This is a genomic window from Halorubrum sp. SP9 (assembly GCF_005435015.1).
Taxonomy (GTDB): Archaea; Halobacteriota; Halobacteria; order Halobacteriales; family Haloferacaceae; genus Halorubrum; species Halorubrum sodomense.
The window spans coordinates 5,176-16,498 of sequence record NZ_SGXU01000008.1 but is presented as its reverse complement, the minus strand read 5'-3'; the positions used below and the strand labels follow the sequence as shown (position 1 = coordinate 16,498).

Annotated in this window: 11 protein-coding genes; 2 read left to right on the top strand and 9 right to left on the bottom strand. The window is 70.3% G+C overall.

All coding sequences use genetic code 11. The annotated features are described in order from the left end of the window. The first annotated feature begins 103 nt into the window (after window positions 1-103). Complete coding sequence (purM, locus tag EXE45_RS06420) at window positions 104-1,180, top strand: phosphoribosylformylglycinamidine cyclo-ligase (RefSeq protein WP_137693848.1); 1,077 nt, start codon at window positions 104-106, stop codon at window positions 1,178-1,180. 105 nt (window positions 1,181-1,285) lie between these two features. Further along, complete coding sequence (locus tag EXE45_RS20370; RefSeq protein ID WP_167603387.1) at window positions 1,286-1,459, top strand: hypothetical protein; 174 nt, start codon at window positions 1,286-1,288, stop codon at window positions 1,457-1,459. 33 nt (window positions 1,460-1,492) lie between these two features. Here EXE45_RS20370 and EXE45_RS06415 read toward each other — a convergent pair whose 3' ends face one another. The 9 genes from EXE45_RS06415 to EXE45_RS06375 all read right to left on the bottom strand — a co-directional run bounded on the left by EXE45_RS06415 (window position 1,493) and on the right by EXE45_RS06375 (window position 10,932). Beyond that, window positions 1,493-2,032 carry a CBS domain-containing protein gene (locus tag EXE45_RS06415; RefSeq protein ID WP_092921666.1) on the bottom strand — a complete coding sequence of 180 codons (540 nt, stop codon included), beginning with the start codon at window positions 2,030-2,032 and terminating at the stop codon, window positions 1,493-1,495. 107 nt (window positions 2,033-2,139) lie between these two features. After that, complete coding sequence (locus tag EXE45_RS06410; protein ID WP_092921664.1) at window positions 2,140-2,514, bottom strand: DUF555 domain-containing protein; 375 nt, start codon at window positions 2,512-2,514, stop codon at window positions 2,140-2,142. A gap of 95 nt (window positions 2,515-2,609) precedes the next feature. Continuing rightward, window positions 2,610-3,608, bottom strand: a complete 999-nt coding sequence (locus tag EXE45_RS06405; RefSeq protein WP_137693847.1) for an isocitrate/isopropylmalate family dehydrogenase — start codon at window positions 3,606-3,608, stop codon at window positions 2,610-2,612. A gap of 5 nt (window positions 3,609-3,613) precedes the next feature. Beyond that, window positions 3,614-4,237 (bottom strand): 3-isopropylmalate dehydratase small subunit, encoded by a 624-nt coding sequence (gene leuD, locus EXE45_RS06400; RefSeq protein WP_137693846.1) that lies wholly within the window; start codon window positions 4,235-4,237, stop codon window positions 3,614-3,616. After that, window positions 4,237-5,697, bottom strand: coding sequence for a 3-isopropylmalate dehydratase large subunit (gene leuC, locus EXE45_RS06395; RefSeq protein WP_137693845.1), 1,461 nt, complete (start codon window positions 5,695-5,697; stop codon window positions 4,237-4,239). Before leuC ends, leuD begins: the two co-directional genes overlap by 1 nt. Before the next feature lie 58 nt (window positions 5,698-5,755). Beyond that, complete coding sequence (ilvC, locus tag EXE45_RS06390) at window positions 5,756-6,814, bottom strand: ketol-acid reductoisomerase (RefSeq protein WP_092921656.1); 1,059 nt, start codon at window positions 6,812-6,814, stop codon at window positions 5,756-5,758. Window positions 6,815-6,906: 92 nt separating this feature from the next. Further along, window positions 6,907-7,590 (bottom strand): acetolactate synthase small subunit, encoded by a 684-nt coding sequence (gene ilvN, locus EXE45_RS06385; protein WP_092921654.1) that lies wholly within the window; start codon window positions 7,588-7,590, stop codon window positions 6,907-6,909. Continuing rightward, window positions 7,587-9,398 carry a biosynthetic-type acetolactate synthase large subunit gene (gene ilvB, locus EXE45_RS06380; RefSeq protein ID WP_092921652.1) on the bottom strand — a complete coding sequence of 604 codons (1,812 nt, stop codon included), beginning with the start codon at window positions 9,396-9,398 and terminating at the stop codon, window positions 7,587-7,589. The genes ilvN and ilvB overlap by 4 nt, the downstream gene beginning before the upstream one ends. Window positions 9,399-9,771: 373 nt before the next feature. Further along, window positions 9,772-10,932, bottom strand: coding sequence for a LeuA family protein (locus EXE45_RS06375; protein WP_174549015.1), 1,161 nt, complete (start codon window positions 10,930-10,932; stop codon window positions 9,772-9,774). Window positions 10,933-11,323 lie beyond the last annotated feature (391 nt).

Genomic DNA, 11,323 nt, shown 5'->3' with positions numbered 1-11,323 from the left:
CACGACCGCCGCCTCGTTCTGATCGCCGGCCCGTCTGGTTCCGCGACCGCTCCCCGCCCTCCGGAACGGTGCGCTTTTGCTCCGGGGGCGTGCCCCCTCACACATGACCGAGGGCAACGGCGGCGACGGCGGATCGGCGGGCGACGACGGGGAACCGGAGGCGGCCGAGGGCGACGAACTCACCTACGCGGACGTGGGCGTCGACGTCGACGCGAGCGAGGCGGCGACCGCGGCGCTGATCGGCGCGGTCGGGGCGGACACCGAGGCGGAGGGCTCCGGGAGCGAGTACGCCGGGCTGCTCGACATCGGCGACCGCTACCTCGCGCTCGCGACCGACGGCGTCGGGACGAAGCTGCTCGTCGCGGAGGCGCTCGGCGACTACTCCACGGTCGGCATCGACTGCGTCGCGATGAACGTCAACGACCTCGTCGCGGCCGGCGTTCGCCCCGTCGCGTTCGTCGACTACCTCGCGGTCGACGAGCCGGACGAGCGGTTCGCAGAGCAGGTCGGCGAGGGGCTCGCCCGCGGCGCGGAGCTGGCCGACATGGAGCTCGTCGGCGGCGAGACGGCGGTGATGCCCGAGGTGGTCCGCGGGCTCGACCTGGCCGGCACCTGCGCCGGCCTCGCCGCGAAGGACGGCGTGTTCGACGGCCGGGCCGAGCCGGGCGACGCCCTGGTCGGCTGGCGCTCGTCGGGGATCCACTCGAACGGGCTCACGCTGGCGCGGGAGGCGGTCACGCGCGAGCACGCCTACGCCGACCCCTGTCCGTTCGACGGCTACGAGACGCTGGGCGACGCGCTGCTCGAACCGACCCGAATCTACACCGACCTGCTCGACCCGATGCGCGCCCACGGCGTGCGCGGCGCGGCCCACGTCACCGGCGGCGGCTGGACGAACCTCGAACGCCTGGGCGGCCACCGCTACGTGATCGACGACGCGTTCGACCCCCAGCCGGTCTTCGAGTTCGTCCAGAGTGAGGGGAACGTCACCGACGAGGAGATGCACCGCACGTTCAACATGGGGACCGGGTTCGTCGCGGCGCTCGACTCCGACGCGGCCGAGTCGCTGGCCGACGCCACCGACGGGCGCGTGATCGGGCGCGTCGAGGCCGCCGAGGCGAGCGATGAGGCCGGCGACGAGGGGAGAGCGACCGTCGCGATCCGCGGACTGGAGCTGTAAGCGGGCGCGTCCGGGGTACCGGAGAGCGTTGCGGCCGGCGGGGAGACGCGGCGCGTCGTGCCGCCGAATGGCCGCTTATCAGCGGCGTTGACCTACGTCCGGCAGATGACCGACGGAGCCGCGGCGGACGACGAGACGGGAGGGGACAGCGACGGCTCCGGACGGGACGACGAGGCCGACGGCGACGCGGGAGGCGGATCGAGCCACCTCGACGACGTGGAGGACGGCGCGGGCTGTACGGAGATCTGGGAGCGGCTCTCGGAGCGCCGGGAGGAGTAGGGCGCGGTCCGGCGCGGTCGGCCCCGCGGAGCGCTACGACAGCTGCGCCGCGATGTCGGCCTCCGTGATGATCCCGACGGTCTCGCCGCCGTCGGTGACCATCACGGCCTTGTAGTGGTCGAGGAGGTTCCGGACCTCGTCGACGGTCGCGGACGGCGCGACCGTCGGGAACGACTCGCTCATCACCTCGCTGACGGGGTGGTCGCCCACGTTCTCGCCGGCGTGGACGACGTCGCCCTGGCTGATCGAGCCGACCGGCACCCCGTTCTGGAGGACGGGGAGCTGCGAGTACGCCTCGGCCTCCATCAGCTCGACCGCCTCGCTCACGGCGTCGTCCGGCGCGACGCTGATCACGGTCTCGTTCATCAGGTCGGCCGCGCGCACGACCTCGCCTTCGGCCTCTTGGAGGGCGTTGACGATGCGGCGCAGCGTCGAGAGTCGGGGGTCGACGTCGCCACCCTCGATCCGAGCGATGAGCGGCTGCGAGACGTCCGCGGCGTCGGCGAGTTCGCTCTGCGTCAGATCGAGCGCCGTCCGGCGCTCGCGGAGGTCCTGTGGCGTCGGCAGTTCCATACCACCTAATTACTTATGGTTATTAGAAAAGCTTTCGGGACCGATCGAACTCGCGTCGCCCGCGGATCCTTCGACCGACCGCGTCGGGTCCGCGGACGCGGTCGCGGCTATCGGTCAGCGCCCTCGTCCTCGTCGTCGGCCTCGGTCTCGAAGACGTCGATGACTTCGAGGGGGACGTCGCGGAGCGCGCCGCCGACCTCGCTTTTCGCGATCCGCTCGGCGTGCTCCTCGCTGTCGGCGTTGAAGATGTCGATCTCTAAGAGGAGTCCGACCAAGGCCGTGTTCGCCGCGAGGAACGCGGCGTCGAACGGCTCGCCGCAGGCGGGACAGCCGGTGACGCCGGGTTCGACCTCGACGTACTGCTTGTCCGTCTCGTTGAGTCGCTTGCCGGCCTCGCTGACCGCGACGCCGATGGCGTCGTCGGTCTCCTCGACGTCACGGACCAACCAGGCGGCTTCCATCGCGACTTCGTAGTTGCTCATATCCGGTCGGAGGGGCCGCAGGGTTTCCTGTCTTGTGGTTCGCTCGCGGTCGCGATCCGCCCGCCGTTCCGACGCGATCGGGGGCGAGCGCCGCCTTACAGCCGGTCGACGATCGCCGCGGTGACCTCGTCGGTGGTCGCCGACCCGCCGAGGTCGCCGGTGCGCGGGCCGTCCGCGAGGACGCTCTCCACGGCGGCGCGCACCCGTCCACCCTCCTCGACGTGCCCGAGGTACTCCAGCAGCATGGCCGCCGAGAGGACCGCCGCCGTCGGGTTCGCGATCCCCTCGCCCGCGATGTCCGGCGCCGTGCCGTGGACCGGCTCGAACAGCCCGTTCTCGTGGCCGACGTTCGCGGACGGAAGCAGGCCGAGCCCCCCGACGAGGCCGGCGGCCAGGTCGGAGAGCACGTCGCCCGCGAGGTTGGGACAGACGATCACGCCGTACTGGCTCGGGTCCAGCGGGAGCTTCGTCGCGAACGCGTCCATCAGCTCCTCGTCGGCGTCGACGCCGCGCTCGTCGGCGACCGCGAGGACCTCCTCGCGGAACCGGCCGTCCGTCTCGCGCATCACGTTCGCCTTGTGCGCGACCGTGAACCCCTCGTCGGGGTCGCCCGCGGGACCGCGACCGTCGCGGACGAACTCGCAGGCGTACTCGGCCAGCTCCCGCGACGCGGACGAGGTGACGACCCGCGTCAGCGTCGAGAGGTCGTCGGACAGGCGGTCCTCGTGACCGGCGTAGACGCCCTCGGTGTTCTCGCGGAGGAACACCACGTCCGTCTCGGGGCGGAGCGCGTCGGCGCCGGGGTACGCCTTCGCGGGGCGGACGTTGACGAACGAGTCGACCGCCTCGCGCAGCGGGAGGATGACGTCGGCGGCCGTCTCGCCGGCCGCGCCGAACAGCGTCGCGTCCGCGTCGGCGACCAGGTCGTACGTCTCCGCGGGGAGCGCCTCGCCGGTGGCCGCTTTCGTCGCGTCGCCCGCCTCGGCGGCGACGAACTCGAAGTCCAACTCGAACGACTCCAACACCTCGACGGCGGCCGGCACGACCTCGCGGCCGATGCCGTCGCCCTCGATGACGACGATCTCGTCCGTCATTCGGCTCAGTCGTCCCCCTCGACGTACGGCAGGCCGGCGACCGTCTCGTCGACCTTGCTCCGGTTCGAGTACATCAGCGCCGTCGTGTCCCAGATCCCCTCGACCAACGCCTCCCGCATCGCGTCGTCGACCTCCACGTCGATGACGGTGTCGCCGTAGGTGACGGTCTCGCCCTCGACGTCGATGTCGATGTGGCCGTCGGGGTTCGCCTCGATCCACTCCTGGAGCGCCACCACGGTCTCGTGGTCCGCGGTGACCGCGGGGATGCCGAGCGACTTGCAGTTGTCGCGGAAGATCTCGGCGTACGACTCGCCGACGATCCCGTCGACGCCCCAGCGCATCATCGCCTGCGGCGCGTGTTCACGGGAGGAGCCGCAGCCGAAGTTGGAGTTGACCACCGCGATCGACGCGCCGTCGAAGCGGTTGAGGGGGTGGTCGTTGAACTCCCCGTCCTCGTCGCGCCGGGCGTCGTAGAAGAGGTAGTCCGCCATGTTGTCGAACGTGACCTCCTTCATGAACTGCGCCGGCAGGATCTGGTCGGTGTCCACGTCGTCGCCCGGGATCGGGACGCCGGTGCCCGATACGTCGGTGATGTGCTGGTCGCCGCCCGCGTTCGCGTCGGGGGCCATCAGTCCGCCACCTCCTCGACGCCGCCGGCGCCCCCGGTCGGCCCGTCGTCGAGGTAGTCGCGCGCGTCCGCGACCTCGCCCTCGACGGCCGCGGCCGCGACCATCGCGGGACTCATCAGCACCGTCCGCCCCTCCTTCGACCCCTGCCGGCCGACGAAGTTGCGGTTCGACGAGGACGCGCACACCTCGTCGCCCTCCAGGGCGTCGTCGTTCATGGCGAGACACATCGAACAGCCGGCGCGGCGCCACTGGAAGCCGGCCTCGATGAACGTCTGGTCGATTCCCTCCGCCTCGCACTGCTGGCGGACGGTCTCGGAGCCGGGGACGGCCAGCGCGCGGACGCCCTCGTCGACGTCGTGGTTCTCCAAGATCCGCGCGGCCTCCCGGAAGTCCGAGAGGCGGCCGTTGGTACAGGTGCCGAGGAACGCCACGTCGACGTCGTAGCCGAGCATCGACTGGCCGGCCTCGATCTCCATGTGATCGAGCGCCTGTTCCGCGGCCTCGCGGTCGGTCCGGGCCTCGAAGTCGTCCGGGTGCGGGACCGGCTCCGAGATCTCGATCACCTGTCCGGGGTTGATTCCCCAGGTGACGAGCGGGTCGAGCCCGTCGGCGTCGACGGTGACCACGTCGTCGTACTCGGCGTCCGCGTCGGAGCTGATCGACTCCCAGTACGTTTTCCGCTCCTCGAACGCCTCGCCCTCGGGGACGTACTCGCGGCCCTTCAGGTACTCGTAGGTGGTCTCGTCGGGGTTGATGTAGCCCGCGCGGGCGCCGCCCTCGATGGACATGTTACACACCGCGAGCCGGCCCTCCATGTCGAGGGCCTCGATGGCGGGACCGCCGTACTCGTACACGTGCCCGACGCCGCCGTCGACGCCGAGGTCCTGGATCACTTTCAGGATCACGTCCTTCGCGTAGACGCCCTCGCCGAGTTCGCCCTCGACGTTGACCCGGCGGACCTTCTGTTTGTCCGCCGCGATACAGCCGGTCGCGAGCACGTCGCGGATCTGGCTCGTGCCGATGCCGACGCCGATGGAGCCGAACGCGCCGTGGGTCGCGGTGTGGCTGTCGCCGCAGGCGACGGTCATCCCGGGCTGGGAGAGCCCCAGTTCCGGGGCGACGACGTGGGTGATCCCCTGCTTGCCGGACTCGAAGCCGAAGAACGTGATCCCGCTGTCGCTCACGTTGCGTTCGAGCGCGGAGAGCATCTCCTCGGCCTGGTCGTCGGCGAGGGGGCGCTCCCGCTTGTCGGCCTCGGTGGGCGCGATGTGGTCTGTCGTCGCGAACGTCCGATCGGGGTACGCGACGTCGAGGTCGCGCTCGCGGAGCATGCCGAACGCCTGCGGGCTCGTCACTTCGTGGACGAGGTGGAGCCCGACGAACAGCTGGTCCTGTCCGTTCGGGAGCTCCGTCACCTTGTGGCGGTCCCACACCTTGTCGTACAGCGTGCCCTCGCTCATCTGGAGTCACCTCCGACCGCGGTTGCGCCGGACGCCGGTCCGGTTCCCGCTACGCCCATCACGCGGTCACCTCGGCGCTCTCCTCTTCCTCGTCGTCGGTCGACTCCTCCCACGCGAACAGCCCGCGCAGCTCGTCGCCGACGGCCTCGATCTCGTGGTCCTTCTCCGCGTTCCGGAGCTGGGTGTAGGAGGGCCGCCCGGCCTGGTTCTCGGCGATCCACTCGCGGGCGAACTGCCCGTTCTGGACCTTCTCTAAGACCTCCTCCATGTTCTCGCGGGCGTGCTCGTCGACGACGACATCGCCCTGTGTGAGCCCGCCGTACTCGGCGGTGTCGGAGACGGAGTCCCACATCTCTCCGAGCCCGCCCTCGTACATCAGGTCGACGATGAGCTTGAGCTCGTTGAGACACTCGAAGTACGCCATCTCCGGCGAGTAGCCGGCGTCGACGAGCGTCTCGTACCCCTGCTTCACGAGCGAGGTGACGCCGCCACAGAGGACGGCCTGCTCGCCGAACAGGTCGGTCTCCGTCTCCTCGCGGAACGTCGTCTCGACGACGCCGGCGCGGGTACAGCCGATGGCGGCCGCGTACGCAAGCCCCTCGTCGTGCGCGTCGCCGGTCGCGTTCTGGTACACCGCGAGCAGGCCGGGCGTCCCCTGGTCGCTCTCGTAGTTCCGGCGGACGAGGTGCCCCGGCGACTTCGGCGCGACCATCGTCACGTCGACGTCCGCGGGCGGCTGGATCTGGTTGTAGTGGATGTTGAACCCGTGCGCGAACTGAAGCGTGTCGCCCGCGTCGAGGTTGGGTTCGACCGCGTTCTCGTACACGTCCGGCTGGACGGTGTCGGGGACGAGGACGCTCACGATATCGGCCTCGGCGGCCGCGTCCGCGGGGGTCGCCACGCGGAGCCCGTCGCTCTCGGCGGCGGCCCGCGAGGAGCTTCCCTCGCGGAGGCCGACGACCACGTCCACCCCGCTGTCCGCGAGGTTCTGCGCGTGGGCGTGGCCCTGCGAGCCGTAGCCGAGGACAGCCACCGTCTTGTGGGCGATCGCCTCCTCGTCCGCGTCGTCGTCGTAGTATACTGTCGAGTCGAACGTCTGCGTGTCGTCTTCGGTCATGTGTATCGTGTGTGTTCGCCGTGTGTTCGTGTGTGCGCGTGCGTTCGCGGGTTGCGCGGGTTCGCGTGTCAGTCGTCGTGTGGATTCGCGTGTCAGTCGTCGTGGGTGGTCGGTTCGCCGGCCGTTCCGGGCTTCTCTCCGGGCGCCGTCGGTGTGTCTCCGCGCGCGAGGGCGGTCGGTCCGGTCCGCGCTATCTCGACGATCCCGAACCGCTCGAAGGCGCGGATCGCGCCGTCGATGTCGGTTTTGTCGCCGGTGAGTTCGACGGTGATCGTCTCGGGGCCGGCGTCGGCCGTGCGGCCGTCGTACATCTCGGAGACCGCCTGGACCGCGGCGGGGTCGTCGGCCTCGACCTTCAGTAGGACGAGCTCCGAGGTGACCGCGTCGCCGGCGACCTCGCCGACCGAGATGACCGGCTTCAGCTTCGCCATCTGCTTTTCGATCTGGTCGATGCCGGGGTCCGTCTCCTCGACGACCATCGTGATCCGCGAGTGGCCCTCGACGGTCGTCGGCCCGACCGTGAGGCTCTCGATGTTGAACTGGCGGCGAGAGACGAGCCCGGAGACGCGCGCGAGCACGCCCGGTTCGTCCTCGACGAGGGCGGAGATGACGGCGCGCCGCGACTCGTGTTCGGCCTCGACGACGGGGTCGATCCGGATCCCCTCGAGGTTCCGACGCCCCTCGGGATGGTCGCGCTCGTCCGGGCCGGGCTGCTCGCCCGGGAGGGGCCGGGAGTCCGCGTCGGGAGCCCCCGACTCGGACGCGTCGCCGCTCATAGCTGGTCCTCCGCGGCCGCGAACTTCCCGTTCGCGCCGCCGCTCGGCACCATCGGGAGGACGTTCTCCTCGGGGTCGACGTGGAAGTCGACCACGGCGGGCCCCTCGTAGTCGAGCGCCTCCTCGACGGCGGGCGCGACCTCGTCGTAGTCGTCGACTCGCAGGCCCAGCGCGCCGAACGCCTCCGCGAGCTTGTCGAACTCGGGCATCCACGTGTAGTCGGAGGCCATGTGACGCCCCTCGTAGAAGGCGTCCTGCCACTGGCGCACCATCCCGATGTACTCGTTGTTGAGCACGGCGATGGTGATGTCCAGCTCCTCGCGAACGGCCACGGAGAGCTCCTGCATCGTCATCAGGAAGGAGCCGTCGCCGTCGAAACACACCACGTCGCGGTCCGCCTCGCCCATCGTGTCGGCCGCGACGCGGGCGCCGACCGCGGCGGGAACGCCGTATCCCATCGTGCCGAGCCCGTGCGAGGAGACCCACGTCCGGGGCTCCGAGTACGACCAGAACTGCGAGGCCCACATCTGGTGTTGGCCGACGCCGGTCGTCACGATGGTGTCGTCGTCGGTCGCCTCGTCGAACGCCTCGACGACGAACTGCGGCTTCAGCGGCTCGTCGTCGGGGGTCGCGTAGGTGAGCGGGTACGTCTCCTTCCACTCGGCGCACCGGTCGCGCCACGCCTCGGCGTCTGGCGCCTCGCGGACCGCGGCGGTCAGCTGGTCCAACACGCGCCCGGCGTCGCCGATCAGCGGGTAGTCGGCGTGGACGTTCTTGCTTATCTCCGCGGGGTCGATGTCGACGTGGATCACCTCGGCCTCGGGCGCGAACGTGTCTATCCCGCCCGTCAGCCGGTCGTCGAACCGCGTACCGACCGCGATCAGGCAGTCGGTGTGGGTGATCGCCAGGTTCGCGTAGCCGGTGCCGTGCATCCCCGCCCACGAGAGACAGAGGTCGTCGTCCTCGGGGAACGAGCCGATCCCCGGCATCGTCGTCGTCACTGGAATCCCGTAGCTCCGGGCGAACGTCCGCGCCTCGTCGCTCGCGTCGGCCTTGATGACGCCCCCGCCGAACAGGCAGACGGGCCGGTCGGCCGACTCGATTGCGCGCGCGGCCTCCTCGACCGCGTCCGGGTCGGCGTTCGGGTCGGGGTCGGTCCCCGCCGGCGGCGCCGCCGGACCGGGCGTTCGGTCGGTCTCGTCCTGCGTCACGTCCTTCGGAAGGTCGACCAGGGTCGGGCCGGGGCGTCCCGCGCGCGACAGCTCGAACGCCTCGCCGACGGTGTCCCCGACGGTGTCCGCGCCGCCGGCGAAGTAGTTGTGCTTCGTGACGGGGCGAGTGACGCCGACCGTGTCGGTCTCCTGGAACGCGTCGTTGCCGACGAACTCCGTCGGCACCTGTCCGGTCAGCGCCAACAACGCGTCCGAGTCCATGTCCGCGTCGGCGATACCGGTGACGAGGTTCGTCGCGCCCGGGCCGGACGTGGCCATACAGAGCCCCGGCTCCCCGGCGACGACGCCGTAGGCGTCGGCGGCGTGGGCGGCGCCCTGCTCGTGGGCCATCGTTACGTGTCGGATCGACGAGTCGTATAACGCGTCGTAGACGGGCATGATCGCGCCGCCCTGAACCCCGAAGGCGGTCTTCGCGCCCGCCGCTTCGAGGGCGGCGACGACCGACTCGGCGCCGGTCGAGACCGGGCCGGCGGCGGGGGTCTCGTCGGCGTCGGGGGTCCCGTCGTCGGCTCCCGCCGGCGGCTCCGTAGAGCCCTCCGGCTCATCTTCTCGTGTGTGTGCTGCTGTGTCGCTCATTGTCGTGGTGGTGTTCGGTGTGGCATCTGGCGGGTGGTGTCGGTCGCTGCGAACGCGGTGCGGACGGGATCGCTCTTTTCGGACGCGGAGCGCGACTCCGTGCGTCGGAGACGGTCAGTCCGCCGGCGGTCAGCGGTGCGTCGCGTCGGTGAGGAAGGGATGATGTAGGGGGTCAGACCCCTACGATGATCGGCGCGACGGCTCCGGGAACGCGCGTTCGCCCCGCGGCCGCGGCGTGCCGTCGCATCTCGCTCGGAGCAACGCGGGCGGGGTATAAATTCCTGTCGGGGGTCCGGGACGAGACCCCGGTCGGGCTCCTCGCACGACCGCCCTCGCGGTCGCTCGGGGAGCGCTCCGGTCGAGGAGGCGGGCATCAGACCCGGACCTCCTCGTCGCGCGTGACGCCCGCCTCCTCGGCGAACCGCTCGACGTCGCCGGCGGTCACCTGCCGCTTGCCGGCGCCGTACTCCTTGACCCGCTTGGTGATCGTCCGGACCTCGCTGTCCGTCGGGTCGAAGCCGGCCTCCACCAGGTGCTTGCGCACGCTGTGGGTACCGGTGTGTTTGCCCAGCACGAACTCGCGTTCGGCCCCCACCATCTCCGGGGTCATCACGCCGGTCTCGAACGTGTCGCTGTTCTCGATGACGCCGGCGGCGTGGATGCCGGACTCGTGGGCGAACGCGTTGCGTCCGGTGATCGGCTTGTTCGCCGGCACCGGGATGTCAGAGGCCTCCTCGACGATCCGGGCCAGCTTGGTGATCTGAGTCGTGTCGATGCCGGTGTCGACGCCGTACACCGACTCGACCGCCATGACGACCTCCTCGTACGCGGCGTTGCCGGCGCGCTCGCCGATCCCGTTGACCGACACCTGCGCCTGCTCGGCGCCGTTCTCGAAGCCGGTGACCGCGTTGGCCGCGGCCATACCGAAGTCGTCGTGGGTGTGGACGTCGACGCGGGCGTCGGTCGCCTCGACGACGGCCTTCACCGTCTGCCCGAAGCTGGTCGGCATCCCGACGCCGCAGGTGTCGGGGATGTTGATCCAGTCGGTGCCCGCCTCGGAGACGGCCTCGACGATGTCGGTCAGGTAGTCCGGGTCCGTCCGGGTGGCGTCCATCGGCGAGAACATACACTCGACGCCGGCGTCTTTCACCTGCTCGACGGCGTCCACCGCGCGCCCCTTCGCCTCCTCGCGGGTCGCGTGCATCGAGTCCTCCAGCTGAACGTCGCTGGTGGAGACGAACACGTGGACCATCTCGACGCCGGAGTCGATGGCGGCGTCGATGTCGCCCTCGACGACCCGCGCCAGCCCGCAGACGGTGGTGTCCGTCGCGGCGGCGATGTCGCTGACGGCCTCGAACTCCGCGTCCGAGTTGACCGGGAACCCCGCCTCGATGACGTGGGTGTTCATGTCGTCCAGCGTCGCCGCTATGCGGCGTTTCTCATCGTAGCTGAACGACGTGCGTGGTGACTGTTCTCCGTCTCGCAGGGTCGTGTCGAAGATCCTGACAGGACCGATATCGACGTTAGAAGCTATCGTGCCCTGGAAGAACTCGATCCGCCGGGGTGTCCGACGAAGCCTCCGTGATGTCTGTCATCGGTTCACGACAAGACGGTCGGGTACTTAACGGTTTGGACGATCGCAAAATCGGAGCGGACCGGCAGTTCGGATCGGCGCTCGGCGCGAACAGCAAACCGCACGACAGCGACGACATACAAACACCTTAAGGAGGTTATACGCACACCGGTGATCCGACCGGTATTCCGATCCGGAAGCCAGTTAATAAGCAGAATCGACGTTCGTTTCGTTCGAACCGCGGCCGGCACGCGGTCCGGCGAGGGGTTCGAGCCGGTCGGCGCGCGTTGCGAACCGGGGCCCTCCAAGGTCGGCGCGCGTCGCGAGCCGAGGGCCCTCCAAGGTCGGCGCG

What these genes read in the sequence shown, in the direction of transcription:
- purM (WP_137693848.1), top strand. Translation starts at nt 104, where the DNA reads ATGACCGAGGGCAACGGCGGCGACGGCGGATCGGCGGGCGACGACGGG.
- EXE45_RS20370 (WP_167603387.1), top strand. Translation starts at nt 1,286, where the DNA reads ATGACCGACGGAGCCGCGGCGGACGACGAGACGGGAGGGGACAGCGAC.
- EXE45_RS06415 (WP_092921666.1), bottom strand. Translation starts at nt 2,032, where the DNA reads ATGGAACTGCCGACGCCACAGGACCTCCGCGAGCGCCGGACGGCGCTC.
- EXE45_RS06410 (WP_092921664.1), bottom strand. Translation starts at nt 2,514, where the DNA reads ATGAGCAACTACGAAGTCGCGATGGAAGCCGCCTGGTTGGTCCGTGAC.
- EXE45_RS06405 (WP_137693847.1), bottom strand. Translation starts at nt 3,608, where the DNA reads ATGACGGACGAGATCGTCGTCATCGAGGGCGACGGCATCGGCCGCGAG.
- leuD (WP_137693846.1), bottom strand. Translation starts at nt 4,237, where the DNA reads ATGGCCCCCGACGCGAACGCGGGCGGCGACCAGCACATCACCGACGTA.
- leuC (WP_137693845.1), bottom strand. Translation starts at nt 5,697, where the DNA reads ATGAGCGAGGGCACGCTGTACGACAAGGTGTGGGACCGCCACAAGGTG.
- ilvC (WP_092921656.1), bottom strand. Translation starts at nt 6,814, where the DNA reads ATGACCGAAGACGACACGCAGACGTTCGACTCGACAGTATACTACGAC.
- ilvN (WP_092921654.1), bottom strand. Translation starts at nt 7,590, where the DNA reads ATGAGCGGCGACGCGTCCGAGTCGGGGGCTCCCGACGCGGACTCCCGG.
- ilvB (WP_092921652.1), bottom strand. Translation starts at nt 9,398, where the DNA reads ATGAGCGACACAGCAGCACACACACGAGAAGATGAGCCGGAGGGCTCT.